General features: G+C 61.7%; 26 protein-coding genes. 11 read left to right on the top strand and 15 right to left on the bottom strand.

The window, feature by feature from the left end; translation table 11 throughout:
• Positions 1-19: 19 nt before the first annotated feature.
• On the bottom strand, positions 20-529 hold the full coding sequence (locus tag HJB83_RS00275) for a hypothetical protein (protein ID WP_221117573.1): 510 nt from the start codon (positions 527-529) through the stop codon (positions 20-22).
• The gene (locus tag HJB83_RS00280; protein ID WP_221117574.1) at positions 526-1,155 is read right to left on the bottom strand and encodes a DNA-3-methyladenine glycosylase I; all 630 of its coding nucleotides are present in this window, start codon (positions 1,153-1,155) and stop codon (positions 526-528) included. The genes HJB83_RS00275 and HJB83_RS00280 overlap by 4 nt, the downstream gene beginning before the upstream one ends.
• A 241-nt stretch (positions 1,156-1,396) precedes the next feature.
• Here HJB83_RS00280 and HJB83_RS00285 point away from each other — a divergent pair, with 241 nt between their 5' ends.
• From HJB83_RS00285 to HJB83_RS00295, 3 genes are all read left to right on the top strand, one after another.
• Positions 1,397-2,146, top strand: coding sequence for a L,D-transpeptidase (locus tag HJB83_RS00285; RefSeq protein ID WP_221117575.1), 750 nt, complete (start codon positions 1,397-1,399; stop codon positions 2,144-2,146).
• Between the two features lie 351 nt (positions 2,147-2,497).
• Positions 2,498-3,190 carry a L,D-transpeptidase gene (locus HJB83_RS00290; protein ID WP_221131109.1) on the top strand — a complete coding sequence of 231 codons (693 nt, stop codon included), beginning with the start codon at positions 2,498-2,500 and terminating at the stop codon, positions 3,188-3,190.
• Between the two features lie 125 nt (positions 3,191-3,315).
• Positions 3,316-3,990, top strand: coding sequence for an outer membrane protein (locus HJB83_RS00295; protein ID WP_207583080.1), 675 nt, complete (start codon positions 3,316-3,318; stop codon positions 3,988-3,990).
• A gap of 27 nt (positions 3,991-4,017) precedes the next feature.
• Here the strand turns inward: HJB83_RS00295 and HJB83_RS00300 are convergent, their stop codons facing one another.
• From HJB83_RS00300 to HJB83_RS00315, 4 genes are all read right to left on the bottom strand, one after another.
• A complete protein-coding gene (locus tag HJB83_RS00300) occupies positions 4,018-4,458 on the bottom strand; it encodes a hypothetical protein (RefSeq protein ID WP_207583079.1) in 441 nt (146 codons plus the stop codon).
• Positions 4,459-4,497: 39 nt separating this feature from the next.
• A complete protein-coding gene (gene glcF / locus HJB83_RS00305; RefSeq protein ID WP_221131116.1) occupies positions 4,498-5,808 on the bottom strand; it encodes a glycolate oxidase subunit GlcF in 1,311 nt (436 codons plus the stop codon).
• Between the two features lie 61 nt (positions 5,809-5,869).
• Positions 5,870-7,069, bottom strand: a complete 1,200-nt coding sequence (glcE, locus tag HJB83_RS00310; RefSeq protein WP_221131117.1) for a glycolate oxidase subunit GlcE — start codon at positions 7,067-7,069, stop codon at positions 5,870-5,872.
• Positions 7,066-8,505 carry an FAD-linked oxidase C-terminal domain-containing protein gene (locus HJB83_RS00315; protein WP_207583076.1) on the bottom strand — a complete coding sequence of 480 codons (1,440 nt, stop codon included), beginning with the start codon at positions 8,503-8,505 and terminating at the stop codon, positions 7,066-7,068. The genes glcE and HJB83_RS00315 overlap by 4 nt, the downstream gene beginning before the upstream one ends.
• Before the next feature lie 164 nt (positions 8,506-8,669).
• Here HJB83_RS00315 and HJB83_RS00320 point away from each other — a divergent pair, with 164 nt between their 5' ends.
• The gene (locus HJB83_RS00320; protein ID WP_207583075.1) at positions 8,670-9,566 is read left to right on the top strand and encodes a LysR family transcriptional regulator; all 897 of its coding nucleotides are present in this window, start codon (positions 8,670-8,672) and stop codon (positions 9,564-9,566) included.
• A gap of 80 nt (positions 9,567-9,646) precedes the next feature.
• Here HJB83_RS00320 and HJB83_RS00325 read toward each other — a convergent pair whose 3' ends face one another.
• A complete protein-coding gene (locus HJB83_RS00325) occupies positions 9,647-10,498 on the bottom strand; it encodes a LysR family transcriptional regulator (RefSeq protein ID WP_221131118.1) in 852 nt (283 codons plus the stop codon).
• A gap of 136 nt (positions 10,499-10,634) precedes the next feature.
• Here HJB83_RS00325 and HJB83_RS00330 point away from each other — a divergent pair, with 136 nt between their 5' ends.
• Complete coding sequence (locus HJB83_RS00330; protein WP_207583073.1) at positions 10,635-11,630, top strand: zinc-dependent alcohol dehydrogenase family protein; 996 nt, start codon at positions 10,635-10,637, stop codon at positions 11,628-11,630.
• Between the two features lie 22 nt (positions 11,631-11,652).
• Here the strand turns inward: HJB83_RS00330 and HJB83_RS00335 are convergent, their stop codons facing one another.
• Together HJB83_RS00335 and HJB83_RS00340 are read right to left on the bottom strand one after the other, a co-directional pair.
• Positions 11,653-12,810, bottom strand: coding sequence for an adenosylhomocysteinase (locus HJB83_RS00335; RefSeq protein WP_207583072.1), 1,158 nt, complete (start codon positions 12,808-12,810; stop codon positions 11,653-11,655).
• 99 nt (positions 12,811-12,909) lie between these two features.
• Positions 12,910-13,788, bottom strand: coding sequence for a LysR substrate-binding domain-containing protein (locus HJB83_RS00340; protein ID WP_221117577.1), 879 nt, complete (start codon positions 13,786-13,788; stop codon positions 12,910-12,912).
• A 262-nt stretch (positions 13,789-14,050) separates the two neighbouring features.
• On the opposite strand from HJB83_RS00340, the gene HJB83_RS00345 reads away from it, so the two are divergent.
• From HJB83_RS00345 to HJB83_RS00365, 5 genes are all read left to right on the top strand, one after another.
• Entirely contained in the window at positions 14,051-14,617 is a 567-nt protein-coding gene (locus HJB83_RS00345) for an NUDIX hydrolase (protein WP_221117578.1), read from the top strand.
• A gap of 63 nt (positions 14,618-14,680) precedes the next feature.
• Complete coding sequence (locus tag HJB83_RS00350; RefSeq protein WP_221117579.1) at positions 14,681-16,180, top strand: inorganic phosphate transporter; 1,500 nt, start codon at positions 14,681-14,683, stop codon at positions 16,178-16,180.
• 130 nt (positions 16,181-16,310) lie between these two features.
• Positions 16,311-17,048 (top strand): 16S rRNA (uracil(1498)-N(3))-methyltransferase, encoded by a 738-nt coding sequence (locus tag HJB83_RS00355; RefSeq protein ID WP_221117580.1) that lies wholly within the window; start codon positions 16,311-16,313, stop codon positions 17,046-17,048.
• 147 nt (positions 17,049-17,195) lie between these two features.
• Positions 17,196-18,569, top strand: a complete 1,374-nt coding sequence (locus HJB83_RS00360) for a glutamate--cysteine ligase (RefSeq protein WP_221117581.1) — start codon at positions 17,196-17,198, stop codon at positions 18,567-18,569.
• Between the two features lie 213 nt (positions 18,570-18,782).
• Complete coding sequence (locus HJB83_RS00365) at positions 18,783-19,646, top strand: DUF937 domain-containing protein (RefSeq protein ID WP_221117582.1); 864 nt, start codon at positions 18,783-18,785, stop codon at positions 19,644-19,646.
• Positions 19,647-19,733: 87 nt separating this feature from the next.
• On the opposite strand, the gene HJB83_RS00370 is transcribed toward HJB83_RS00365, so the two are convergent.
• Positions 19,734-20,033, bottom strand: a complete 300-nt coding sequence (locus HJB83_RS00370) for a DUF1127 domain-containing protein (RefSeq protein ID WP_207583066.1) — start codon at positions 20,031-20,033, stop codon at positions 19,734-19,736.
• A gap of 203 nt (positions 20,034-20,236) precedes the next feature.
• Between HJB83_RS00370 and HJB83_RS00375 the strand changes: the two genes are divergently transcribed.
• A complete protein-coding gene (locus HJB83_RS00375; RefSeq protein WP_164010060.1) occupies positions 20,237-21,193 on the top strand; it encodes a LysR substrate-binding domain-containing protein in 957 nt (318 codons plus the stop codon).
• Between the two features lie 4 nt (positions 21,194-21,197).
• Here HJB83_RS00375 and HJB83_RS00380 read toward each other — a convergent pair whose 3' ends face one another.
• The 5 genes from HJB83_RS00380 to HJB83_RS00400 all read right to left on the bottom strand — a co-directional run bounded on the left by HJB83_RS00380 (position 21,198) and on the right by HJB83_RS00400 (position 25,967).
• Positions 21,198-21,839 carry a TetR family transcriptional regulator gene (locus tag HJB83_RS00380; protein WP_207583065.1) on the bottom strand — a complete coding sequence of 214 codons (642 nt, stop codon included), beginning with the start codon at positions 21,837-21,839 and terminating at the stop codon, positions 21,198-21,200.
• A gap of 289 nt (positions 21,840-22,128) precedes the next feature.
• Entirely contained in the window at positions 22,129-22,545 is a 417-nt protein-coding gene (locus tag HJB83_RS00385; RefSeq protein ID WP_207583064.1) for an MAPEG family protein, read from the bottom strand.
• Positions 22,546-22,629: 84 nt separating this feature from the next.
• On the bottom strand, positions 22,630-23,184 hold the full coding sequence (locus tag HJB83_RS00390) for a hypothetical protein (RefSeq protein WP_207583063.1): 555 nt from the start codon (positions 23,182-23,184) through the stop codon (positions 22,630-22,632).
• 2 nt (positions 23,185-23,186) lie between these two features.
• Positions 23,187-24,671 carry an IMP dehydrogenase gene (guaB, locus tag HJB83_RS00395; RefSeq protein ID WP_221117584.1) on the bottom strand — a complete coding sequence of 495 codons (1,485 nt, stop codon included), beginning with the start codon at positions 24,669-24,671 and terminating at the stop codon, positions 23,187-23,189.
• Positions 24,672-24,974: 303 nt separating this feature from the next.
• Complete coding sequence (locus HJB83_RS00400) at positions 24,975-25,967, bottom strand: MBL fold metallo-hydrolase (RefSeq protein WP_207583061.1); 993 nt, start codon at positions 25,965-25,967, stop codon at positions 24,975-24,977.
• Positions 25,968-26,148: the final 181 nt, after the last annotated feature.

Genomic DNA, 26,148 nt, shown 5'->3' on the forward strand with positions numbered 1-26,148 from the left:
CGGACAAAAGCGCTCTGTTTTATTGCGGCTTGGCTGGCGCCTTCGGAAACAGCGACGGGCGTTCCGGCTCGGCTGGTGGCTGCGGCTGCTTCGGCGCAGTGGCCAAAGGCTCGATCAGAATACTGAAGGGGGCGCCAAGGCCGCGGCGCGGCGAGACCTTGGAATAATAGGGACGCAACAGCCAAGTGGTGTTTTCCTTGACCGTCGTCTCGAAGCTCAAGCCGTCCTCGTCGGTGCCGAAAAACGCCTCGTCATCCGGTTTCGACAGGTCGAAGATCGCCAGGTAGGCGAACTTGCTTTTGGTGGCAAAGTCGATCTTCAGGTGCTGGCCGGTGCGCACCGGCAGCGTATAGACATGGCCGTTGCCGAACTTCGTCCAGCCCTTCAGCTGCATGGTGACAGCCGGGAACTGCAGTTTCTCGAGCTTCTCGCCAGGATCGAGCTGCGGCGTCTGCGCCATGGCTGAGACCGATAGGAAAAACAGGGCAGCGGCGGTGATCAATATTCTCACGGATGCATCTTCTTTCATGGACGAACCAAAGCGGCGCGCATCGCCTCGACCTCGGGCCGGCAGAAGCAGCCCTCCAGATGATCGTTGACGAGACCCATCGCCTGCATGAAAGCATAAACTGTGGTCGGGCCGACAAAGGTCCAGCCGCGTTTCTTCAGATCCTTTGAAATCACCGTCGAGGTCGGCGTCGTCGGATTTGCGACGATATGGTCACGGTCGACCACTCCAGGTCGCTCGTTACGACCCGGTTCGTAGCGCCAGAAATAATGGGCGAGCGAGCCGAATTCGTCCCTGAGCGCAATGGCGCGCCTGGCATTGTTGATGGTCGAGACGATCTTGCCGCGATGGCGGATGATGCCGGCATCGGCCAGGCAGCGAGCGACGTCCTCGTCGCCGAAGAGAGCGACCTTCTCGAAATCGAAGCCGGAAAAGGCGGCGCGAAAATTCTCTCGCTTGCGCAGGATGGTCAGCCAGGAAAGACCGGACTGGAAGCCTTCGAGACAGATCTTCTCGAAGAGGCGAATGTCATCGGTGACAGGGCGGCCCCATTCCTCGTCATGATATCTGAGATAATCGGGCAGATTGGCGTGCCAGTGGCATCGGCTCCTGCCGTCCTCGCCGATGATGATGCCTGTCTCGCTCATGTCCGCTTCATTCCCGGGTCCGTCTGTTCGCCGGGTCCGCTTCGTTTTCCGGTCATGATTCCGGCTTTACCATTTGCAAACCGTCTTTCCAAACCGAACGGTAACCCTGACGAAAAGTTTATCCGATCGGTCGGCTTTTCATGAATCGATCTTTACCATTCGCTGGCGGATTGGGTGGCAGCGTCTTTGCAGGCGGATGTATCCCGCCAACGTTTTCGGTCATTTGTAGAGAGTCCGTCCGATGATGAAACCGCTTGTTCTTGCTTCAGCCCTGCTCGGCGTTCTTTCCACGGCCGCCCTTGCAGACGACCGCTATGCTACCCGCCCACCGGTCGTGCTAAGCCCCGACCTGACCGCGCCTTGGGTCTACCAGCTCGGCGGCGGTACGGTTCGTCCCGTCGTCTACCAGCGGCCGGTCATCCAGCCGCAGCAGCGTGGCCTTTTCCAGCGCCGCGTGCTCCGCCAGGCGCCGCCAGTGTCACCGCAGACCGTTTCGGCGATCAATCCCGGCATACCGGCGATCCGCCATCCGATCGAGCCGCAATACCTGCCGCAGATGGTCGACTACGACACCCAGGAAAAGCCCGGCACGATCGTCATCGATACCAACAACCGCTTCCTCTATCTGGTGATGCAGGGCGGCAAGGCGCGGCGTTACGGCGTCGGCGTCGGCAAGCCCGGCTTCGAATGGGCAGGCGCCCACAAGATCACCCGTAAGCAGGAATGGCCGGACTGGACGCCGCCGTCCGAGATGATCAGCCGCGAAGCCGCCAAGGGCCACTACCTGCCGGCGCGTATGGACGGCGGTGCGGAAAACCCGCTCGGCGCACGCGCCATGTATCTCGGCTCGACGCTTTACCGTATCCACGGCACCAACGCGCCCTGGTCGATCGGCAGCGCCGTCTCCTCCGGCTGCATTCGTCTGCGCAACGAAGACGTCGTCGACCTCTATGACCGCGTCAGCGTCGGAACCCGCGTCATCGTCATCTAACGGCACACGTAGTAGCTAGAGCAATTTCCAGCAAAAGTGTGCAGCGGTTTTGCTTCCGGAATTGCGTAAAAACAAAAGGATAGAGCATTTCCGCGTTTCGTAGAAAACGGGAATGCTCTAGAACAGGATGATTTTAGGCTCGATCGGCCTAAAATCTGAATCCTGTTCTAAATTAAATAGTTAGAGCATGCTGTCGTTCGAAAACCGCACACACTCTTCGGCATCATGTTCTAGATAGCCGCAAGAACAGGCGGCTCCCTTCTCCAAAAATGTTTTATCCGGCCACGCCGATCTTGAATCGGGCAGAAGTTCATGTAGCCTCGGGCGGATTTGCTTGAGGGGAATCGATTCATGATCAAATTAATGCCGGGTCTGGCTGCCGCCGGACTTGTCCTGTCCTTGATGTCTATATCAGCCTTTGCAGCGCCGGCCGGCTCCACGCCCGACAATACACGGCATCCGACGCAGATCGTGCGTGTCGCGCAGATGCCGAAATATGTGAAGCCGGAGTTCAAGCGTAAGAAAGTGCGGCTGGTGACGCCGGAAGCGGCCGGCACCGTGATCATCGATACCAACAACAAGTATCTCTACCTCGTCGAAGGCAACAACCGGGCCACCCGCTACGGCATCGGCGTCGGCCGTGACGGCTTCGGCTGGTCGGGTGTGGTCAAGATCGGCCGCAAGGCCGAATGGCCGGGCTGGACGCCGCCGGCCGAGATGCGCCGCCGCGAAGCCGCCAAGGGCCATATGATTCCTGCCTTCCAGGAAGGCGGCGAGGACAATCCGCTCGGCGCCCGCGCCATGTATCTCTACCAGGGCGGCCGCGACACCATTTTCCGCATCCATGGCACCAACCAGCCCTGGACCATCGGCCTCAACATGTCTTCCGGCTGCATCCGGATGATGAACGAGGATGTGACGCATCTCTATGATCGCGCGCCCGTCGGCACCAAGGTGATCGTCATCGGTCCCGGCAACAGGCAGGGCACGGTCGCGTTCGAGGACAGAGGCATCGACGTGCTGCGGACGATATTCGGCGGCTGAGCAACACTCACGAAAAAAACGAAAGGCGCTCTTTGACGCGCCTTTTATTTTTCTTAGACATTGCGGCGGAAAGCTGGCACATCTGCGGCAAGGACGACTTATTTTTACAATATCGGGGCTATTCAATGACATATGCGCTGCGTTCTTCCGCTTCGCTGCTTGCGGGCATCGCGTTCTTCACGATCTGTTCGGCAGCCTCCGCCTCGGCGGAAGACCTGCAATTCTCTGTCTACGGCGGCTACCAGACGGCACCGCATAGCGGCGTCGATCTTTCCGACGGCACGCATTTCACCGCCGGCTGGGAAGGCAAGTCCTTCGGCAGCCCGCCTTACTACGGCGGCCGCGTCACCTGGTGGCTCGAGAACTTCAACAAGCCGAACTGGGGTATTTCGCTCGATTATACCCATGACAAGGTCTATGCCGACGACGACACGCTCGCCAAGACCGGCTGGTCGCATTTCGAATTCACCGACGGCCTGAACCTGCTGACGGTGAATGGGCTCTATCGCTTCCAGGATCCGGCTCGCCGCTGGACTCCCTATCTCGGCGCCGGTGTCGGCGTGAACATTCCGCATGTCGAAGTGATTCGTCCCGAGGGCAAGACCTGGGCTTATGAATTCGGCGGCGTGACGCTACAGGCCCAGGCCGGCGTCGACTTCAAGGTGACCGATCGCTGGTCGACCTTCGTCGAATACAAGGGCACCTATTCGCGCATCGACGTTCCGATCGATAGCGGCGTGGACCTGAAGACCAACATCTTCACGAATGCCGTCAACGTCGGCGTCGCGTTCCATTGGTAATTGAATAATTGAGTTTCGGCTGCGGTGCTATTTGGTGCCGCAGCTGACCTTGCCCTCGACGGCATAGGGTTTGCTGCCGCCTTCGATCGTCAGGGAATAGGTGCCGCTGAAAGTTGCAGCCGGCTTGCCGCGTTCGCCGGCAACCACGACCAGATCCAGCGTTGCTCCGCCGGTTTCATCTTCGCCGCCGTCGAAGACTTCCAGCAGCAGATCGCCGTCGCGCGACCAATGGTTGGTCAGATGCTGCGATTCGAAGACACGCTTGCCGAACACGGTCGATTGCGCCGGATCCTTGACAACAAGCGCGCCGCGGAAATGGTTGAGCTTGTGACCGGCTTGGCTTTCGAAACCGCTTTCGAGCGTGAAGCGCGCTTCTTTGTCATCGGCGGAACAGAAAAAGCGGCTATTCGCATGGGCAGTCCCTGCCGCACAGAGCAGTCCCGCAAGCACAATCATTCCCCGCCACATCGTCTAAACTCCCGAGACCGGCCCGATCGGCCTTTCTCGTCAGCCTAAGGGCAAACCTCTTAATTTTTCCGGCACAGTGCCGCCGTAGGCCCAATCGAGCAGCTCGACCGTATGCAGGATCGGCATGCCGGTGCTGGTGGCGATCTGGGTGATGCAGCCGATATTGCCGGTGGCGATGACGTCGGCCTTGGTCGCCTCGATATTCTTGACCTTGCGTGCCTTCAAGGCAGCCGAGATCTCCGGCTGCATGATGTTGTAGGTGCCGGCCGAGCCGCAGCAGAGATGGCCTTCCGCCGGATCGCGCACGGTAAAACCCGCCGCTTTCAGCAATTGCTTCGGCGCCAGCGTGATGCGCTGGCCGTGCTGCATGGAACAGGCGGAGTGATAGGCGACGGTGATGCCCTTCGGCATATGCGCCGGCAGGTCGAGGGTTGCGAGATATTCGGTGACGTCCTTAGCGAGGCCCGAAACCCTCGCCGCCTTTGCGGCATAGGCGGGATCGAGGCGCAGCATATGGCCGTAATCCTTGATCGTCGTGCCGCAGCCCGAGGCAGTGATGATGATGGCATCGAGCCCCTGCCCGTCGATTTCGCGCGTCCAGATATCGACATTGGCCCGCGCGCTGGCGAGCGCCTGTTCGGCGCGGCCCATGTGATGGACGAGCGAACCGCAGCAGACTTCGCCTTCCGGCAGCACGACCTCGACGCCGAGCCGGGTCAGCAGCCGGATCGCCGCCGCATTGATGCCGGGATCGAGCACCGGTTGGGCGCAGCCGGAAAGCATCGCCACCCGGCCACGCCGTTCCGTCTCGGGCGGGTAGCTGCCGGGTTTTGCGAAGGCCGACGCTGCGGGGATGCGGCGCGGCGCAAGCGCCAGCATGGCGGCGAAGGGTTTCAGCGCAGCTCCCCGCATCAGGCCGGCAAAAGGTCGGCCGAGGCGGGCGAGATTGAGCGCCAGACGGAAACGGCCGGGATAGGGCAGCACGGCGGCAAGAATGGCACGCGTCAGCCTGTTCATCAACGGACGCTTGTAGGTCTTTTCGATATGGGCGCGGGCGTGATCGACCAGGTGCATGTAGTCGACACCAGAGGGACAGGTTGTGACGCAGGCAAGGCAGGAGAGACAGCGGTCGATATGGGTAACGACCTCGGCATCGGCGGGCCGGCCGTTTTCCAACATATCCTTGATCAGGTAGATGCGGCCGCGCGGACTGTCGAGCTCGTTGCCGAGCGTCACATAGGTGGGACAGGTGGCGGTGCAGAAACCGCAATGGACACATTTGCGCAGAATCTGCTCGGATTCGGCGACATCAGGGTCGAGCAGCTGGGTTGGGGTGAAGTCGGTTTGCATTTAGCGGGGCCTCCGCTTCGAGGGGATGCCAGCGGTTGTGCCGGGACGCAGACTCATCTTCTCACCCCATCTTCCCCGGATTGAATATGCCGGCCGGATCGAATTTCTCCTTCACCCGCCGCGACAACATCGCCACCGCCTCAGGCTCCGGATGAAACGCGGCGGTGGCCGCCCTCGCTTCGCCCGATGCGCGGAGCAGCGTCGCATGGCCACCGCCGAGCGCCTTGATATAGCGGCGGACCAGGTCGGCTTCGGGGCCGGCCTCCATGCGCATCCAGACGAGTCCGCCCTGCCAATCGTAGAAAGCGTCGACGCCGGCTTCCAGGCGTAGCGCTGCGACCAGCTGATGGCCGGTGCCGGGAGCGACCGAAACACGCCAGACTGGCCGCGGAGTCGCATCGGCATAGGGCAGGACGTCACGGATTTCCTGCCAGAGCCTGCGGCTTTCCGGCTCATCCAGCCGCGTCACCGTCGCGAAGGCCGACATTGCCGCCGCAAGCTTTTCGATGCGCACGTCGACCGAGCTCGCCAGGCCTTCAATGCGCAGAACCGTCGCCTCGCCCTCCGGCAATTTGCCGGCGAGGAATTTCCACGTCACCGTCAGCGGCAGGTGGGCGGCACCCGAGACTTCGACCGGCAGCGCCATCGCCGCCGCCATGGCGTTTGCCGCCTCGGCGTCGTTGAGACCGGATAGAACCACCGTACGCTCGGTCTTCGGACGCGGCGGCACCCGGAAGGTGACTTCGGTGAGGAAGCCCAGCGTGCCATGCGAGCCGGCGATCAGCTTGACGAGGTCGAGGCCGGTGACATTCTTCATCACCCGGCCGCCGGCCTTGATGATCTCGCCGCGGCCGTTGACGAAGCGCACACCGAGCAGGCTGTCGCGGGCGGCTCCCGCGATCAGCCGACGCGGGCCGGAGACATTGGCGGCAAAGACACCGCCGATCGTCGGCTCGCCCGAGGTTCCCATGACAGGGCGATGGTCCATCGGCTCGAAGGCGAGCATCTGGCCGCTGTCGGAAAGTGCCGCCTCGACCTCTGCAAGCGGCGTACCCGATCGCACGGTCATGACCATTTCGCCGGGGTTGTAGGCGACGATGCCGGCAAGCCCGGTCGAGCGCAGCCGGTCTTCGGCGATGACGGCATTGCCGAAGCCCGAGCGGGTATCGCCGCCGCAGATTGCAAGCGGCCGGCCGGCCGCGACATGGGCGCGGACGATCGCCGCCGCCTCTTCCTCGCTCGTCGGCATCAGATCGATCATGCGGGGGGACGCCCTTCGAGCGGGAAGACCTTCGACGGGTTGAGGAGCCACCCGGGATCGAAGGCGGCGCGCGCCGCCATCTGCTGGGCGAGATCGGCCTCGGAATATTGATGTCGCATCAGGTCGCGTTTCTCGATGCCGACGCCATGTTCGCCGGTGAGGCAGCCGCCGGCATCGACGCAGAGCCTGAGGATATCGTTGCCGGCCGCCTCGGCACGGGCGGCATCCTCCGGATCGTTGGCGTTAAAGAGGATCAGCGGATGCATGTTGCCGTCGCCGGCATGGAAGACGTTGGCGACCCGCAGGCCGTAATGATCGATGATCTCGGCGGTCCTCTTCAGCACGTGCGAAAGCTGGCTGAGCGGCACCGTGCCGTCCATGCAGATATAGTCGGCGATGCGGCCGGTGGCGCCGAAGGCGGATTTGCGGCCCTTCCAGATCAGCGCCGCTTCGGTCGCCGACTGGCATTCGCGCACGGTCTTGACGCCGTGGCGGCGGGCGATCTCGACGATGTCCTTCAGCGTGGCGTCCATTTCCGCTTCCGACCCTTCGACCTCGACGATCAGCAGCGCGCCGACATCGAGGGGATAACCGGCATGGGCAAAAGCTTCGCAGATCTCGATGGCCGGTTTGTCCATGAATTCGATCGCGACCGGAACGATGCCGGCGGCGATGACATCGGCAACGCAGGCGCCGGCCTCTTCCGAAGTCTCGAAGCCGAAGAGCACAGGGCGGGCACCCTCCGGCTTGGCGATCAGCCGTACCGTCGCCTCGGTGACGATGCCGAGCTGGCCTTCATGGCCGCAGACGAGGCCGAGCAGGTCATAACCCGCCGCATCCAGCGCCTTGCCGCCGAGTTCGATTACCGTGCCGTCGACCAGCACCATCCTGACGCCGAGCAGATTGTTGGTGGTGACGCCATATTTCAGGCAGTGGGCGCCGCCGGAATTCATGCCGATATTGCCGCCGATGGTACAGGCGAGCTGCGAACTCGGATCGGGGGCGTAGAAAAAGCCGTCAGCGAAGACGGATTCCGAGATATTGAGGTTGGTGACGCCAGCCTGCACCACGGCGCCGCGGTTCGGCAAGTCGATTTCGAGGATGCGGTTCATCTTCGACAGGCCGAGCACGACGGCGTCCTCTTGCGGAATGGCGCCACCGGAAAGCGAGGTGCCGGCGCCGCGCGGCACGACCGGAATGCCGTAACGGTGGCAATAACGCATGATGGCCGAAACCTCGGCCGTGGTGCGCGGCAGGGCGACGGCGAGCGGCAGACGACGGTAGGAAACGAATGCGTCGGTCTCGAACGGCACCAGTTCACGCGCCTCATGGACCAGGCATTCCGGTGGCAGAAGTTCGGTCAGATCGGCGACGATCTGGGCTCGGCGCGCCAGCACATCGGCGCGCGGCTCGAGAAACGATATGGCGTCGGACATGGCGTTCTCCCTGATTCTCTTTCATCGGGAAAATGACAACAGGAAATGGCAGCGGAAACCGGCCGCGAACCTCCCTGCCGCCGATAGACCCGGCTTAACACTTTCCCGAAATTGGCGCAAATGCTAAGCACTTATGACAAAAAGGGAAAAAGTCACAAAACCTTATGACCAATCTGGGTGATCTCGAAATCTTTGCCAAGGTCGTTTCGACAGGCAGCATGTCGCTCGCCGGGCGCGCGCTCGGCTTTTCTCCCGCCGTCGTCTCCAAACGGATCAAGCGGCTGGAGGATCGGCTCGGCACCCGGCTTTTGCAGCGCACGACGCGGCAAATCTCGCTGACGGAGGCCGGACAGGGTTTCTACGACCGCGTTCTTGGCATTCTCGCCGGGTTGGAGGAGGCGGAATTCTACATTTCCGGCCGCTCGGCGCAGATGCACGGCACGCTGAAGATCTCGGCGCCGACCTCTTTCGGACGCATGCACATCGCGCCGCATCTGAAGACGTTCATGCAGGCGCATCCGGAGCTCACGATCAACCTGGTGCTGACGGACGAATTCAGCGACATCGTCGGCGGTGGTTTCGATCTGGCGATCCGCATCGCGGAACTCACCGATTCGAGCCTCGTCGCTCGCCGGCTGGCGCCAGTGCGCCGGCTGCTCTGCGCCTCGCCGGATTATCTGACGGCACATGGCGAACCCAGGCATATCGACGAGTTGAAACACCACCGCTGCCTGCCGGCGCATAATAACGACACCTGGCGGCTGAACGGGCCGGGCGGGATGCTCAGCCTGAAGCCGGAAGGCATGTTGATCACCAATTCCAGCGAGGTGATCCGCGAGGCGGTCATCTCAGGCCTCGGGATCGCCCTGCGCTCCACCTGGGATATCGGCGAAGAGCTCAAAGCCGGCCAGCTGGTGCAGGTGCTGCCGGCCTATGAAGGCTCGCACAATGTAGCACTTTCGGCCGTCTATCCCAGCCGGCAGTTCCTGCCGGCCAAGGTGCGGCTGTTCATCGATTATCTCGCGGAGCTTTACGGCCCCGTCCCCTATTGGGAGATATGACTGCAGACCCAACTGGAAATTGGAGCGTGATGTCGCTCCGAAAATCGCTCACATTTTCGGGATCATTTTCCAGCGTCGGTTCAGCCCGCCAATCTCTCGATGACAAGATCCAGCAGGGCGCGCAGCCGCGCCAGGCGTTTCATGTCGCGGTGATAGCCGACCCAGGTGTCGCGGCCGGGCGGTGCCTCGCCGAGACCGACCAGTTCGATGGCAGCAAGGGAATCACCGAGCGGCCGCGGCAGGACCGCGAGCCCTGCTCCATTGGCACAGAGCGCCGCCTGCACATCGCGGCTGTTGCTGCGCAAGACGATTTCAGCCCGCGGCAAGAGGCGCTGCAGCCAGCCGACATCCGGCATGTCGCCGAAAGCCTCGTCCATGGTGACGAGGCGGGCGCCGGCGCCATCGAACGCTCTCGGATGCGGCGCGCCGGGACGGATGTAAAGGCCGTATTCGATATGGATGAGCTTGCGCGATATGATCTCCGCTTCCGTAAAGGGCTGAATGCGGAAAACGAGGTCGGCTTCGCGTCGCGGCAGGCTGAGAAGCCGGCTGTCGGTCAATAATTCAACCACCACCTTGGGGTGGATTTGCGAGAATTCCGCCAGCACCGGCGAAAGCATATGCGCGCCGAACCAGTCGGATGAGGATAGCCTGAGAAAACCACCGAGCTGGCGGCTGCCGCCGGTAAGGACGCGCTCCACAGCAAGCGCCTCCTCCTCGATGCGTTCGGCACCGGCGAGCACGACCGCGCCTTCCTCGGTCAACACAAAGCCCTCCGTGGTGCGCTGAAATAACGTCTGGCCAAGAGAGGCTTCAAGGGCACGCAACCGCCGGCCCATCGTCGGCTGCGTCAGCCCGAGGCTGCGGGCTGCTGCCCCCAGCGTGCCGAACCGTGCGATCGCCAGAAACAGCTTCAGGTCGCTCCATTCCATCACTCGTATCCATCAAACAAAAATGCATGAGCTTCAGTCGTTGTCTTTTATTTTCATTCGCGTTTCAATGAGCGATCTTTCTTCCAGAAGACCCGTTGCGACCGTAGGCGCCACACTGCGAACGAAGGAGAGTTGCATGTCGATACAATCAACGATGAAAGTGCTGCTGGCGGAATCGCCGAATTCGCCATTGCGGATCGCCGATGTTCCGAAGCCGGTGCCCGTCGAAGGCCAGGTCCTGGTGCGCATCACGGCGAGCGGCGTCAATCCGCTCGACCTCAAGATCCGAGCCGGCAATGCGGCCCATGCGCGCCACCCGCTTCCGGCCATTCTTGGCATCGATATGGCAGGTATCGTCGAAGAGATCGGACCCGGCGTCGGCGGTTTCCGTCGCGGCGACGCGGTCTATGGCATGACCGGCGGGGTCGGCGGCGTTCAGGGATCGCTTGCCGAATTCGCAGCCGTCGACGCCGCACTGTTGGCGCCAAAGCCGCAGAACGTTTCGATGCGCGAGGCCGCAGCATTGCCGCTGGTCGCAATTACCGCCTGGGAAGGACTCGTCGACCGCGCCGGAGTGAGAGCCGATCACAAGGTGCTGGTGTTGGGCGGCGGCGGTGTCGGCCATATCGTCGCCCAGATCGCCAAGGCCGTCGGGGCGCAGGTCTATGTCATCGACGGCGCTTCGAAAATGGACTATCTCGCCGGTCTCGATGCAACGCCGATCGATCGTGCCGCGGAAGCGGTGGAAACCTATGTCGCTAGACATACCGGCGGCGAGGGTTTCGATCTGGTCTACGATACGGTCGGCGGCCAGGGGCTCGATACGGCGTTCCAGGCGGTTAACCGGTTCGGTCATGTCGTGAGCTGCCTTGGCTGGGGAAATCACGCGCTGGCGCCGCTCTCCTTCAAGGCGGCGACCTATTCCGGCGTCTTCACGCTGCTGCCGCTTCTGACCGGCGAAGGACGCCCCCATCACGGCGAGATCATGCGTGAAATGACGAAGCTGGTCGAAGCCGGCAAGGTGGTGCCAAGGCTCGACCCGCACCGCTTCACACTGGGCGATACCGACGAGGCACATCGGCTGATCGAAAACCGGCAGGCGGACGGGAAGCTCGTCGTCGAGATCGACTGATCTCTTCGCTGAATGCTCACATCTAGCGCGCCAAATCCAGATAAGCGTTGGCCACCATCGCGTCGATATCGCCGGGGACCGGCACGATGCAGGATTGGGGAGCGGCCTCGCCCTTGGCGATGCGTTCCAGGCAGCGGGCCTGAAGGGTGAAGCCGAGATCCATCGATTCGACGGTATTGCCGAGCGGCCGCGGACCGGCGAGATTGGCCATGTGGCCGCCGCCCAGCACATGGAAGGAACGACCGTCGATCAGATGGAAGGTCTCGATATGGTCGGCCTCGTAACAATCGATGCCGACGACATCCGAATGGCGACGGAAAGCCTCGACATCGATCTCATGCGGGAAATGGCCGCCATTCATCAGGATCGCGCCGTGCTTGATGAGGAGCAAGTCGGCCGCCGTGACGATGCCGGCAAAGCCGGTGACGGTGACGATTATGTCGGCCGAGCGAATCGCATCGTCACGCAGCGGCGTGACGAAACCGTCGAGATGGGCTTCGAGCGTCGTCACCGGATCGATATCGACGACGCTGACGGTGGAAAAGGCGTTGCGGAAACAGGCGGCCGTGCCCTTGCCGCAGGCGCCGTAGCCGAAGACCGTCACACGTTTGCCGTTGGTCGAGCGGTTGGTGAAGCGCAAATAGCTTTCGAACAGGCTCTGGCCGACGGCATGCCGGTTTTCGGCGAACTGCTTGATCGGGCTGTCGTTGATGACGAGGATCGGCATGTTCAGGCGTTCGCGCAACGGCAGCAGCCGCGTGCGCCCCGAGGTGGTCTCCTCGGTGCCGCCACGGAGATTGGCGTAGGGCCTCTCCGCCGCCATGGCGAAGAGATCGCCGCCATTGTCGAGCAGCAGATCCGGCTTTTCAGCAATTACTGCTTCGAGGCTGCCATGATGGGCGGCGGGATCGGTCGTCTGCGTGGCGAAAACGGTGATGCCCTGGGACCGCAGGAACTCGACCGTCGAAGGCTGGGTGCTGTTGAGATTGCCGGTGCAGACAAGATGCGCGCCGCCGGCGCGAAGCGTCATCAGCAGCGCCACCGTCTTCGGTTCCAGATGAATGCCGGTGCCGATCGACAGGCCAGCGAAGGGACGCGTCCGCTCGAATTCGGCCGCGGTCGCCTTCAACAGCCGACAGCTGCTGCCGATCCAGTCGATGCGTGTCGCAGTCTTTTCCATCATTTCATCCCTGTTGCCGATGCTCCCATATTTTTTAGCGGAGCGGCAGGGCGGCGACTATGGAGGTTATTCTGGCGAAGGAGCAGAAAATCTGCCCTTTCAGCTCGCTTTCCCGCAACGGTGCAGCCAGCCGGACAGGGCCGCAAAACCCGGTCGCTTGGCATCCGGCGTGCGGCAGCAGAGGCTGTAGCCGGACGGACGGGAGACGAAGCCGTAGGGTGCCACCAGTTGACCGCGCAGAAGATCGTCCTCGATCGAGGCGCGCGGCGCAAGGGCGATGCCGAGCCCCGAGCGGGCGGCACCGAGCGCCAGCAGCAGATCCTCGAATTCCTGGCGGCGGGAAAAGGCAACCGGCGGCGTGCCGCTTTCGACAAACCACTCGTCCCAGAGCTTGGGAACGCTGCGGCTGGCAAGCATGGTGAGCCGGCCCATTGCCGCCGGGTCGGGCGACAGTGTCGCGGCAAGCGCCGGCGTGGCGACCGGGCCGAACTCGTCCTCCATGAACCGCACGGCGCTAATCCCCGCGGACGGCCGGTATTCGCCGCCCATGATCACGGCGTCCAATTCCGGGTGCATCTGCAACGGTTCGACCACCGTCTTCGGTACGATGTCGACCACCACATCGCCGAGACTCGTCTGCATATCCGCGACACGCGGCATCAGCCACCAGACCGCGAAAGCGGAGGGCACGCCGAGCCGGATGCAGCCCGGCACCGCGCCTTCAAGCTCGCAAGCAGCGCGCTGCAGAATGTCGAAAGCCGCGCCCGACGCCTCGGCGAAAGCGCTGGCCTCCGCGGTGGGGACCAGCCTGCGGCCATCGCGCAGAAAGAGCTTGCGGCCGAAGTGGCCCTCCAGTGTGGCAATCTGCTGGCGCACAGCGCCGCGCACCACATTCAGCTCTTCGGCAGCCTTGAGAATGCTGCCGTGACGGCAGACTGCCTCGAAGGCGCGGACGGCATTGAGCGGTGGAAGGCGCATGATGACGACATTCAAAAATGATGGTGGATCACTTGATCTTGCGATTGAACGAAAGGCAAGACCACGCCATATTGTACAGCTGTGCAATGTGGCGCATTCGAAACAGGACGTGACGGATTTTTAAGTCTGGCCCAGCCTGATTTCCTCTATGATCGGGGGTCGAATCGCGTTCGGAGCGTTTGCGGCTTTTGGATTGTGTAAGCTTTTCGTGATACACGTATATGAGTGATTCCTAACAACCACTGCGAAGGTGACCCGACAATTGACTCTTCTCGCCCGATTGGCATCCGATGTGCAGCTGATGTTCCGGCGTCCGCCGCGACAGCAATATGGTGCGATCTGCTATCGGGTGAAGAAGAAGAGCGGTGATGCCGAGGTCCTTTTGATGACAAGCCGCGATACCGGCCGCTGGGTCATTCCCAAGGGCTGGCCGATGACAGGCAAATGCGCCCATGAGGTCGCCGCACAGGAAGCATTTGAGGAAGCCGGTGTCCGCGGCGCGGTCGAGACGGAAACGCTTGGCGCTTACAGCTATTCGAAAGTCCTGCGCGACGGCGTGCAGGTGGCCTGCAAGGTGCAGGTCTATGCGCTCGAAGTCACCGACATGGCGAAGAACTTCAAGGAAAAGGGCGAACGCCGCATCGAATGGGTCTCGTTCGATGAAGCGGCCGGGCGCGTGCGCGAACCAGAGCTTCGCACCCTCTTGCTTGCCTTCAAGCAGACGGTATCGGAAAGATTTACGACCCGACGGGCCAAACAGGCTCCTGCGGCCAAACAGATTTCGACGGCCAAACCAATTTCGGCGGCCAAACCAATTTCCGCGGAATGAATCCTGCCATCTTGCGGTGCTAGAAAAGCAACGTAGAAGCAGATTTCATACCTCGGAAAACGAATGCCGCCACGTCCCACAGTCCTGACGAAACGCACGCTCGACAAAGACCTCGCCAAGATCACCCATGCCGAGGACGCAACGAAGCATGTCTTGCGGCGGCTGGTGGCGCCTGGTCTCGGGCTGATCTTCGTCGGTCTGGCCATGCTGTTTGCCGGCGTCTATGTGTTCGACCAGCCAGGAGCGGTGCTCGTCGTGGCGGCGGCAGCCCTTGCCGGCTACATGGCGATGAACATCGGCGCCAATGACGTGACCAACAATGTCGGCGCTGCCGTCGGGGCGCGCGCGATGACGATGGGCCAGGCGCTGGTCATCGCTGCTATTTTCGAAGTTCTCGGCGCCACGATCGCCGGCGGCGATGTCGTCAAGACGATTTCCTCGAACATCGTCGACACGGTCCAGGTGCCGCCGGCGATGCTCGGCTGGATCATGATGGCGGCACTGACGGCGGCAGCCCTCTGGATCAATCTCGCAACCTGGTTGAACGCGCCGGTTTCGACCACCCATGCGATCGTCGGCGCGGTGATCGGCGCCGGTATCGCGGCCGTCGGGCCGGAACCGGTAAATTGGCGGGTGATGCTGGAGATCACCTCGAGCTGGATCACCTCGCCGCTGATCGGCGGACTGATCGCGGCCGGGCTGCTCTACCTCGTCAAGACCTTGATTATCTATCGCGACGACAAGGTCGCGGCCGCCCAGCGCTGGGTGCCGGTGCTGGTCGCAGTGATGGCCGGCGGCTTCATGGCCTATATGGTGCTGCAACTGTCGCCTACCGGCAAATTTCCGTCTTTTACCATCATCCTCATCGGCATCGGCATCGGGCTGGTCAGCTGGCTTGCCGCCCGGCCGCTTGTGCTCGCCCAGGCGCGCAATCTCGAAAACCGCAACAGCTCGCTGCGGGTGCTGTTCCGGCTGCCGCTGATCGGCTCTGCGGCGCTGCTTTCCTTTGCGCATGGCGCCAACGACGTTTCGAACGCGGTCGGGCCGCTTTCGGCGATCGTCCACTCTGTCGGTATCGGCGGCGGTGACGGCATCGGCCATCCACCGCTCTGGGTGATGCTGATCGGCGCCTTCGGCATCTCCGTCGGCCTGCTGCTGTTCGGGCCGCGCCTCATCCGCCTGGTCGGCGAGGAGATCACCAAGCTCAATCCGATGCGGGCCTATTGCGTCGCGCTGTCGACCGCCTTCACCGTCATCGTCGCCTCCTGGCTCGGCCTGCCGGTCAGCACCACACATATCGCCGTCGGCGCCGTCTTCGGCGTCGGCTTCTTCCGCGAATGGTACACGCGCCATTCGAAGCGCCGCATCGCCTATATCAGGCGCAAGGCCGAAAGCTTCGATATCGACGAGCCGGAGGAGCCGAATATCCACGAGACACGCCGGCGCTATCTCGTGCGTCGCTCGCATTTCATGACGATCATCGCTGCCTGGATCGTCACCGTGCCGGTTTCGGCAGCGCTTGCGGCAATGATATATTGGGTTATGTTCGCGCTCTTCGTCTAGAACAGGATGATTTTAGGCCCGCTCGGCCTAAAATCTGAATCCTGTTCTAAATTAAAGAGTTAGAGCATGATGCCATAAGAAAATCGCACACACTTTTCGGCATCATGCTCTAAAACCCGCGAGTTTTTAAATGCGCGCCAATTTCCGCATGCAACGGCTTTTCGTCGACGCGCCGCTTTCCAGCGGCGCCGCCCTCGAGGCGAATGCCGACCAGTTCAACTATCTCGCCAATGTGCTGAGGATGGAGGAAAGTGGGGAGATCCTGCTCTTCAACGGCCGCGACGGCGAGTGGAAGGCGACCCTCTCCTTCCCCACGCGCAAACGCATCCTGCTGAGAGCAATCGAAGAGACGCGGCCGCAGCCGCAGCCGTGCGACCTGCATTATCTCTTTGCGCCGCTCAAGGTCGGCCGCCTGGATTATCTCGTGCAGAAGGCGGTGGAAATGGGCGCCGGGCTGCTGCAGCCGGTCATGACCCAGCACGTCCAGGGTAAGATCACCAATCTCGACAAGCTGCGCGCCAATGTCGTCGAAGCGGCGGAGCAATGCGGCGTTCTCGGCATTCCCGATGTCGCCGAGCCCGTGAGACTTCTCGACCTGCTTGACCGCTGGCCGAGGGAGCGCCGCATCATCTATTGCGACGAGGGCGATGCCGGGCAAAATCCGCTGCCGGTGCTTTCAGCGATCAAGGAAAGGCATCTCGCTCTGTTGGTCGGGCCGGAAGGCGGCTTTTCCGAAGAAGAACGGACGCGGCTTCGAAGCCTCGATTTCGTCACCGCAATTCCGCTCGGACCGCGCATCCTGCGAGCCGATACGGCAGCCGTTGCAGCCTTGGCGCTGGTCCAGGCGGCGATCGGCGACTGGACCTGACGCCGAAAACGGGTGGACACGGAAATTGCTGCTATTTTTTTGATGCGTCGTTGAAAGAATTTCACTTGCAACATGGGTGGCTTGGGTCCAAATCACCCTTCCAATTGCCCGGCCCCCTGGGCGCCTTTTTCAATGCAGGTATCCCGCATGGCCCGCGACACCACCGACCAGACACCGCTCTCTTCGGTCCAGGATCTGACCGATTATATTGCCGCGGGCAACAAGCCGCGGGAGCGTTTCCGGATCGGCACCGAACATGAGAAATTCGCCTTCTTCCGCGCCGACAACAGCCCGGTTCCCTATTTCGGCGATGCCAGCATTTCGGCCCTGCTGACCGGCCTGCAGAAGAAAAACGGCTGGGAGCCGATCACGGACGGCGGCAACATCATCGGCCTTGCCGAGCAGAGCGGCATGGGCGCCATCTCGATCGAGCCCGGCGGTCAGTTCGAACTCTCCGGAGCACCGCTGGAGACGATCCATGAGACCTGCAAGGAATCGAACCAACACCTGGCGACGCTGCGCGAAATCGCCGAGCCGATGGGCATCCGCTTCCTCGGCATCGGCGGCAGTCCGAAATGGACCTATGCGGAAACCCCGCAGATGCCGAAATCACGCTACGAGATCATGACCCGCTATATGCCGAAGGTCGGCACCATGGGTCTCGACATGATGTACCGCACCTGCACCATCCAGGTGAATCTCGATTTCTCCTCGGAAGCCGACATGCGCAAAAAGATGCGCGTCTCGATGAAGCTGCAATCGCTGGCGACCGCCCTCTTCGCATCCTCACCCTTTACCGAGGGCAAGCCGAACGGGCTGCTCTCTTGGCGGGGCGATATCTGGCGCGATGTCGACAACCGGCGGGCCGGCCTGCTCGATTTCACTTTCCGCGACGACTTCGGCTTCCGCGACTATGCCGAATGGGCGCTCGACGCGCCGATGTATTTCATCGTCCGCGACGGCCGCTATCACGACTGCACCCACGTCACTTTCCGTCAGTTCATGAATGGCGCGTTGAAGGGTGAGATCGCCGATCCGGCGCCGACGATGGGCGACTGGACGAACCATCTCTCGACACTCTTCCCCGACGTGCGGCTGAAGCGTTTCCTCGAAATGCGCGGCGCCGACGGCGGCCCGTGGCGGCGCATCTGCGCACTGCCGGCCTTCTGGGTCGGCCTGCTCTATGACGATGCCGCACTCGAGGCCGCCGACGCGTTGACGAAGGATTGGAGCTTTGCCGAGGTCGGCGCCCTGCGCAATGCTGTTCCGGCGCAAGGGTTGAAAGCGCAATTCCGCGGACATTCGCTGTTCGACATGGCGCGCGAAGTGGTCGGCATATCGAAGGCTGGCCTCAAGGCCCGCGGCAAGCTCAACGGCGAAGGCCAGGACGAGAGCATCTTCCTGGCGCCGCTCGACGAGGTGCTCGCCAAGAAGGCGACGCTCGCCGAAGATCTGCTGTCGCTCTACCACGGCCGCTGGCACGGCTCCGTGGAACCTGTCTTCGAGGACTATCAGTACTGAGCCTGGCCAAAATTTCTCTCTAAAGCGCCTCGCGATCTTTCAGATTCGCTCCTAGCGCTTTAGCCCTTTGTTTTTACGCATGTCGTTATCGCAAAACCGCTGCACACTTTTGCGCGACATGCTCTAAGTTCTTATGGCAAAAAGCGGTTTGCGCTCTGCCATTTCCGGTTATAGTGACGTTACAATACGCCGCGAACCGGGAAAGGGACTTCCATGCTGCCACTCTTCGACATGATGATGCAGGCGCAGAACGGCGCGGCGATGGAGGCAGTCGCCCGGCAGTTCAACCTCGCCCAGGAACAGGCGACCAAGGCGATGGCGGCGTTGATGCCTGCCTTTTCCGCCGGCCTGAAACGCAGCACCAGCAACCCTTATGATTTCGTCGGGCTGATGCAGGCTGTCTCGTCCGGCAATTATGCACGATATTTCGAGGATATGAGCCGGGCCTTCACGCCGGAGGGCATTTCCGACGGCAACAACATCCTTGCCCAGCTTTTCGGCTCGAAGGAGGTTTCGCGCGCAGTGGCCGCGCAGGCCGCACAGATGACCGGCATCGGCCAGGACATCTACCAGCGGATGCTGCCGGTGCTCGCCGATACGCTGATGGGCGGGCTCTTCAAGCAGACGACCGGCCAGATGGCCTCACCGGTCAACCCCTTCGTCAACACGGCGATGGGCGAGACCATCCAGAAATGGCTTGAGAGTACCGGCTTTGCGCCGAAACCGAAGATGGCCCCAGAGGCCAGCATCTTCGACAATCCCTTCACCCAGGCGATGCAGCAGATGTTTTCGGTACCGAGGGCGGAACCGGCGTCTCAGCCGAACCCCTTCCTCGACAATCCCTTTGCCAAGGCCTTTCAGGAGATGATGGGCGGGCTTGGCCAGCCACCGGCGGCCAAACAGCCGACGACGAAGACGCCGGAGGCGCCGACGGAAGAGGCGAAGGTTGCCGACAGCTATACCGAGATGCTGAACGCGATGTTCGACAGCGGGTTGGAAGTACAGAAGACTTACCAGAGGAACCTGGAAGCGATTTTCGAGACCTATCGGCCGAAGGCGCCTGAAACCAAGGCATAAAAAAACCCGGCGATGGCTTGGGAAAGCCGATCACCGGGTCAAGCAGCAGGGCTATTGGCTATCACCCTGCGGGGAAACTCGACGCTCCTACTCCTCGTAGGAGCGGAAGAGCGACAGGCGCCAGCGATTGCGCGCTGAGCGCGTCAGATGTTCCGAGGGGTCCTCGAAGAACGTCGAGGCCAGGAACGCAGAGGTCAGGTCGGCCCTGCTAAGGCCGATATCCCTAAGCTGCGTGTCGTTCAGATCATGCAGCGCGTTGATCTCCATGCGATTGCGGAACCCGCGAAAGAGGGAGACCAGCGGAGCGAGGCCTGCCGCCAGGCGCTGGGAAAGCGTCGGGGTAAGCTTGCTGCAGTCGAGTTCTAGTGTTCGGTCTGTCGTGTGCATCGAACTCTCCTTTCTCGGGCACGCAACAACCCAACCCCTTCCGCGAGGTCGTGCGGAAAGGGATAAGGCTGAATTCTGCTTGGACAGGCAGGGTGTCTGTCCTTCACTTTGCTTGATTTGCATCCCGAAGATGCCAAAGAGCTATTGATCAGTCCAACGAATGTTTCTAATGATTATCATCAGCTATCTTTATGGGTGACACCATGGCCGCGCCTCTTGATCTCGACCAGTTGCAGACTTTCATCGCCATCGTCGATTCCGGCAGCTTCACCAAGGCCGCCGACAGGGTCTACAAGACCCAATCGGCCGTCTCCATGCAGATGCGCCGTCTCGAAGAGCGCATCGGCAAGCAGCTGTTCATCAAGGACGGCCGCGGCAACCGGCTGACGGTCGAGGGTGAAAAACTGCTCAACTATGCCCGTCGCATCATCCGCCTCAACAATGAGGCGATCGCGGCGTTCGACGATAACAGGCTGGAAGGGACGCTGCGTATCGGCACGCCGGACGATTATGCCGACCGCTACATGCCCGAGATCATCGGCCGCTTCGCCAAGACGCATCCGAATGTCGAACTCTACATCGTCTGCGAGCCCTCGGTGGATTTGGCCGAGCGCATGCACAAGGGCGAGCTCGACATCGCGCTCGTCACCCATAATCCGCGCGAGCGCATGTCCGATGTGGTGAGAACCGAGCCGCTTTGCTGGGTGGGTTCGGCAAACCATCCGATCCGCGACGACGCGCCAGTGCCGCTTGCCGTCGGCCGGCGTGATTGTCAGTGGCGCCAGCTTGCCTGTTCGGCGCTCGATGCTGTCGGACGCGAACACCAGATCCTGTTCACCAGCTGGTCCTGCACCGTCGTTGCCGCCGCCGTACTTGCCGGCATGGCGGTTTCGGTGATGCCGGAATCGGCGCTGCGAACCGGCATGAAAGTACTGAGCCAGGCGGACGGCTTTCCGGCGCTGCCGCCGGTACAGATCGGCATTATGAAACGGCCGGGCGTTTCGCTCTCGCTGATGAACGCGATCACGGCGCATATCACCGCCTGCCTCGACAACATCACGCCTGCTGTCGTCGACGACAACCTCGATGCGGACGTCAAATCCGCCCAGGCACGCCTTTATCCGCGGCTGAAGGCCGCCAATATGGTACCGAGCTGGTAAGTTTTTAGGCGGCGTTCGGCAGGGTCGTGGCGAAAAGGGAGGCGCGGATGACGCGTTTCCACTCGTCGAGCATGCGCCGCGCCAAAGTCTCCTCGCTGACGGCGGCAAGCCGGATGACGGCGCCGATCAGGTGGCTGAACAGGTAAGTGCGCGCATATATCTGCTCGTCGCAAAGGCTGGGCGCCAGCCTGCGCACGGCCTGATGAAAGATACCGGCGACGCGGGCGCTATGCTCGATATTCAGCTGAAGCAGATCCTGGTCGGTCTCCGTTCCCATCCAGACGCCGAGATAGACGGGATCATTGTGGTAGGAATCGTAGTACCAGTCGATGATGTCGCAGACGAGGTCGAGCGCCTGGTCGAGCGACCGTACGTCGGCAAACATCGCCGCCGTCTTCGCCTGGATTGCCGAGGCGTGCTGGTCGAACAAGGCTTTGACGATCGCCGCCTTCTCCGGAAAATACTGGTAGACCGAGCCGATCGGCACCTTGGCAGCGACGGCAAGTTCCGTCATCCGCATGGCGCTGACGCCCTTTTCGGCAATGATCTTGGCGGCGGCGGCGAGAATGAGGTCCAGCCTCTGGATGCTGCGCTCCTGCTTCGGCTGCCTGCGCAGGCCTATCCGATCCATGCTTTCCGCGCCCATGTCGTTCCCGTTCTTATCGTTCGCGAGAGAAGGCATCATGCCAAGCCAGCGCGTCGGGCGGATATGACATTGCAGGTCTTCATCAGTCGTAAATGAAAACGCTCGCATTTTAACGACCGGCAAAAGCGTGTGAAATCAGGCCCCTAGATCATATCATGCTAATTGATCAGCAATTGAAAGACCTGAAATAGTTGCAGAATTCTTCGAGCGAAGTGATATCCATGCCGCTGCCCGAGACGAGTGACTATGCTGGCCACCGGACGCCTGACGAGGCACTCCGCGCCGGGCCTCAGCTCATGGCCATCCATAGGGCGAGCCAGACCCACATAGCTCCTAACACCAGGTATCCGGCGGCAAAGATCGGGCTGCGGTAGCGCAGATCGTTGCTGGAGACATGGATGGCGGCATGGGCGTAACGCAGCGCGACGAAGATCCAGGCGAGGCCGACGGCGACGATGTTGTCGGCCTCGGTGGTATAGAGAAGAATACAGCAGGCGTAGAACAGCACCGGCAGTTCGAATTGGTTGGCGAGGCAGTTCTTGACGACGAGGCTTTCGGCCGGCTCATCACGATTTTCGCGGTAGTCCGATTTCGCGATATCGCCGGCGCGGACCATTTTTGCGCGCCGCAGCCCAAGAAGCGCATAAAGACCGTAGACCAGGGCGGCATGGGCGAGGAGTGGCCAGAAGATTTGATCGCCGGTCATATGGTTCCTAAGTCTTTTCGCTTCCGAATTCGTTGCGAGCAGTAGCCGAAAGGGAAGCCGGATACCAGCGCCCGATAAAGCCGCTCAGTCCTCGCGCGCCGAAAGCCAGCGGGCGATGGCAAGCCGGGCGATGAGGATGAAGCAGATGGCGAGGCTTACGAATTTCAGCCGTGTCATCCATGGCAGCAGCTCGGCTGCGAGACTTGCGGACGCACCGTTGCCGAAGGCGGCCAGGCTCGCAATATTCTCGCCGTAGTCGGCGATGCCGTAGATCAACGGCAGCAGATAGACCGCTTTGCCTGCGAGCGGATGCAGCGATCGGCCGAACCACGCGCCGGCGGGACCAAGCTTGGCGAAGGCGAGGAACAGCAGCGCTGTCAGCAATGCCGGAAAGATCAGCTCCGGCCCGAAATACATGGCCCGGAGCAGCTTGGTCGCCGTCTCGTTCTCATCGAGCAGTTTCTGCATATGAAAGACGGCCGACTCGTCGTAACCGGCGAAATAGGTATCGAGAACCGCCTGTCCGGTTTCGTGCTTGAAGGGCACAACGAAGCCGAAAGTCGTCCAGGCAAGCACGGCAAGGCAGAGGGCTGCGAGCAGCGCGACGATCCAGAGAGGAATCCCGCTGCCCGCTTTCATGATCAGAGGCCGGCGCCCGGATAGTTCGGGCTCTCACGGGTGATGGTCACGTCATGGGCGTGGCTTTCGCGAAGACCGGCGCCGGAGATACGCACGAAGGTCGCCCGCTCCTGGAAATCCTTCAGGTCCTTGCCGCCGACATAACCCATGGCCGCCTTGAGGCCGCCGGCGAGCTGGTGGACGACGGCCGCGACCGGTCCCTTATACGGCACCTGCCCCTCGATACCTTCGGGCACGAGTTTCAGCGTGTCGCGCACCTCCGCCTGGAAATAACGGTCAGCCGAGCCGCGGGCCATGGCGCCGACGGAGCCCATGCCGCGATAGGCCTTGAAGGAACGGCCCTGGTAGAGATAGACCTCGCCCGGGCTCTCATCGGTGCCGGCCAGCAGCGAACCGATCATGACGGCGGAAGCGCCGGCGGCGATCGCCTTGGCAAGATCGCCGGAGAATTTGATGCCGCCATCGGCGATAACGGGCACGTCCTGAGCCTGCGCTGCCTGAACGGCCGACATGATGGCCGCGAGCTGCGGAACGCCGACGCCGGCAACGATACGTGTCGTGCAGATCGAACCCGGGCCGATACCGACCTTGACGGCATCCGCGCCGGCATCGATCAGCGCTCTGGTGCCGTCATAGGTGGCGACGTTGCCGGCCATGATGCGCACCGAGTTGGACAGCTTCTTGACACGGGTGACGGCATCGAGGACGCGCTGCGAATGGCCGTGGGCGGTATCGACGACCAGAAGATCAACGCCGGCCTCGATCAGCCGTTCGGCGCGCTCGAAACCGTCATCGCCGACGCTGATGGCGGCAGCGGCGCGAAGCCTGCCCTGGGCATCCTTGGAGGCATTCGGGTTCAGCTGTGACTTTTCGATATCCTTGACGGTGATCAGGCCGACGCAGCGGCCTTCGGTATCGACGACCAGCAGCTTTTCGATGCGATGCGAATGCAGCAGGCGCTTGGCCTCCTGCTGATCGACGCTCTCCTTGACGGTGACCAGACTGTCCTTGGTCATCAGCTCGTGGATCTTCTGCTCAGGATCGGAGGCGAAGCGGACGTCGCGGTTGGTCAGGATGCCGACGAGGCGGCCCGACTTCTCGACGACGGGAATGCCGGAGATGCTGTGCGATTTCATCAGGCCGAGTGCTTCGGCAAGCTTTGCATCCGGGCCGATGGTGACCGGATTGACGACCATGCCGCTTTCGAACTTCTTGACCTGGCGGACCTCTTCGGCCTGCTCGATCGGCGTCAGGTTGCGGTGGATGACGCCGAGGCCGCCGGCCTGGGCCATGGCGATCGCCAGGCGGCTTTCGGTGACTGTATCCATGGCCGAAGAAAGGATCGGGATGTTGAGATCGAAATCCCGGGCGATGCGGGTGGAGATGTTCGTCTGGCCGGGCATGACCTCGGAGTGGCCGGGCTGCAGCAGCACGTCGTCGAAGGTAAGCGCGTCCGCGCCGGTTGCCGTTTCAATGATGCGTGCCATGGCCAAATTCCTTCATTTAATAAAAATGCGAGCACGCCCGGAAACGAATCGTCCGCCCCGGCGGTGTGCATGGGATTGCTTGGAAGTTGGCGAGGGCTGGTAACACGTCTATGACAGGAAGGAAATAGCAAAAAGCCCGGCCTGTCCGCCGGGCTCGGCATGGGTGCCATGCGCCTGGAGCATCTCCTGATTTCCCCAGGTCAAGGAGATGCTCTATCTCTTTGTTTTCATGCATTCCCGGCAAAAGCGCTTTGCGCTTTGCCTGGCAAAACTGCGGCCCAGCTTTGCTGGAATTGCTCCAGATCAGATGTCGAACTGATAGGTCTTCGGCACGAAGCGATAACCGCCATCCTGCCTTTCGACGAAGCCGACGGCGGGGAACGGCATGTGGTAGCCGAGGAAGGCGATCTTTTCGGCCGCGATCATCTCGAAAACCTTGCGGCGGGTGGCGGCTGCCTGCGTCTTGTCCATATCGAAGCGCACTTCCCAATCCGGCCGCAGCAGCGACAGGATATAATGGTTGGCGGTATCGCCTGTGAGAACCAGGCGTTTGCCCTCGGATTCGACGTGGAACACCATATGCCCCGGCGAGTGTCCGGCCGCCAGCATCGCCGTTACGCCGGGGGCGAAACTGTCGCCGTCCTTGATGAACGTGGTCTTTTCGGCAAGCGGCGCGACATTGGCGAGCACCGCCTTGTGGCCGCCTTCGGCCGGCGTGCCCTCGCGTGATTTGTCCGACCAGAAATCATACTCGGTCTGGCCGACGACATAGCGGGCATTCTTAAAGGCCGCCGCGCCATTTTCCATCAGGCCGCCGATATGATCGCCGTGCAGATGGGTCAGCGCCACCAAGGTGACGTCGTCGGCTGAATAGCCTGCGGCCTTCAGGCCTTCGGTAAGCTGGCCGGCGCCCCTTGCGCGACCGCCAGCGCCGAAGCCGGTATCGACGAGAATGACCTCCGAACCGGTATCGATGAGAGCCGGCGTATATCCGTTCATGAACTTGTCGGCCGGCAGGAAGTTTGCGGTCAGCAATGCTTTGACGGTTTCGGGGTCCTGATTGCTGCCGAAGGTTTCGTGCGGGTTTTCGGAGACATTGGTGCCGTCGCGCACGACGGTGAACTTATAGGAACCGAGCTTGAATTGATTGATCTCGGGCAACGGCGTTAAATCCATCTTACTGCTTTCTCCAGTCGCGGCCGCTTCGGCCCTCTCTCTTAAAATGACCGGCGCTGCGAACAGGCCGAGGCCTGCGGCAAAAAGGGCGCGCCGTTTTATTCCCGACGAAATTTCCACATGTCCATCCTCTTATGACCTGCGGTGCGTCACCGCTCGGCCCCCGATGTCGATTCCGGACGGATTTCTTGCCCCGGCAGGGTACACATATGTCAATCTTGACAGTTGATGTTGTCGGACAAGCCGTCTCACGCAGACGTGAAGCAAACATGTCGTCGAACCGGATTTGAGCATTGGCAGG

It is taken from the genome of Rhizobium sp. NZLR11 (assembly GCF_019685115.1).
GTDB lineage: Bacteria > Pseudomonadota > Alphaproteobacteria > Rhizobiales > Rhizobiaceae > Rhizobium.

Coding starts and splice junctions, on each gene's coding strand:
- HJB83_RS00360 (WP_221117581.1), top strand. CDS start 17,196: ATGGCCCGCGACACCACCGACCAGACACCGCTCTCTTCGGTCCAGGAT.
- glcF (WP_221131116.1), bottom strand. CDS start 5,808: ATGCAAACCGACTTCACCCCAACCCAGCTGCTCGACCCTGATGTCGCC.
- HJB83_RS00375 (WP_164010060.1), top strand. CDS start 20,237: ATGGCCGCGCCTCTTGATCTCGACCAGTTGCAGACTTTCATCGCCATC.
- HJB83_RS00300 (WP_207583079.1), bottom strand. CDS start 4,458: ATGTGGCGGGGAATGATTGTGCTTGCGGGACTGCTCTGTGCGGCAGGG.
- HJB83_RS00365 (WP_221117582.1), top strand. CDS start 18,783: ATGCTGCCACTCTTCGACATGATGATGCAGGCGCAGAACGGCGCGGCG.
- HJB83_RS00355 (WP_221117580.1), top strand. CDS start 16,311: ATGCGCGCCAATTTCCGCATGCAACGGCTTTTCGTCGACGCGCCGCTT.
- HJB83_RS00330 (WP_207583073.1), top strand. CDS start 10,635: ATGTCGATACAATCAACGATGAAAGTGCTGCTGGCGGAATCGCCGAAT.
- HJB83_RS00290 (WP_221131109.1), top strand. CDS start 2,498: ATGATCAAATTAATGCCGGGTCTGGCTGCCGCCGGACTTGTCCTGTCC.
- HJB83_RS00285 (WP_221117575.1), top strand. CDS start 1,397: ATGATGAAACCGCTTGTTCTTGCTTCAGCCCTGCTCGGCGTTCTTTCC.
- HJB83_RS00335 (WP_207583072.1), bottom strand. CDS start 12,810: ATGGAAAAGACTGCGACACGCATCGACTGGATCGGCAGCAGCTGTCGG.
- HJB83_RS00340 (WP_221117577.1), bottom strand. CDS start 13,788: ATGCGCCTTCCACCGCTCAATGCCGTCCGCGCCTTCGAGGCAGTCTGC.
- HJB83_RS00275 (WP_221117573.1), bottom strand. CDS start 529: ATGAAAGAAGATGCATCCGTGAGAATATTGATCACCGCCGCTGCCCTG.
- HJB83_RS00320 (WP_207583075.1), top strand. CDS start 8,670: ATGACCAATCTGGGTGATCTCGAAATCTTTGCCAAGGTCGTTTCGACA.
- glcE (WP_221131117.1), bottom strand. CDS start 7,069: ATGATCGATCTGATGCCGACGAGCGAGGAAGAGGCGGCGGCGATCGTC.
- HJB83_RS00380 (WP_207583065.1), bottom strand. CDS start 21,839: ATGGGCGCGGAAAGCATGGATCGGATAGGCCTGCGCAGGCAGCCGAAG.
- HJB83_RS00350 (WP_221117579.1), top strand. CDS start 14,681: ATGCCGCCACGTCCCACAGTCCTGACGAAACGCACGCTCGACAAAGAC.
- HJB83_RS00390 (WP_207583063.1), bottom strand. CDS start 23,184: ATGAAAGCGGGCAGCGGGATTCCTCTCTGGATCGTCGCGCTGCTCGCA.
- HJB83_RS00315 (WP_207583076.1), bottom strand. CDS start 8,505: ATGTCCGACGCCATATCGTTTCTCGAGCCGCGCGCCGATGTGCTGGCG.
- HJB83_RS00280 (WP_221117574.1), bottom strand. CDS start 1,155: ATGAGCGAGACAGGCATCATCATCGGCGAGGACGGCAGGAGCCGATGC.
- HJB83_RS00295 (WP_207583080.1), top strand. CDS start 3,316: ATGACATATGCGCTGCGTTCTTCCGCTTCGCTGCTTGCGGGCATCGCG.
- HJB83_RS00370 (WP_207583066.1), bottom strand. CDS start 20,033: ATGCACACGACAGACCGAACACTAGAACTCGACTGCAGCAAGCTTACC.
- HJB83_RS00325 (WP_221131118.1), bottom strand. CDS start 10,498: ATGGAATGGAGCGACCTGAAGCTGTTTCTGGCGATCGCACGGTTCGGC.
- guaB (WP_221117584.1), bottom strand. CDS start 24,671: ATGGCACGCATCATTGAAACGGCAACCGGCGCGGACGCGCTTACCTTC.
- HJB83_RS00385 (WP_207583064.1), bottom strand. CDS start 22,545: ATGACCGGCGATCAAATCTTCTGGCCACTCCTCGCCCATGCCGCCCTG.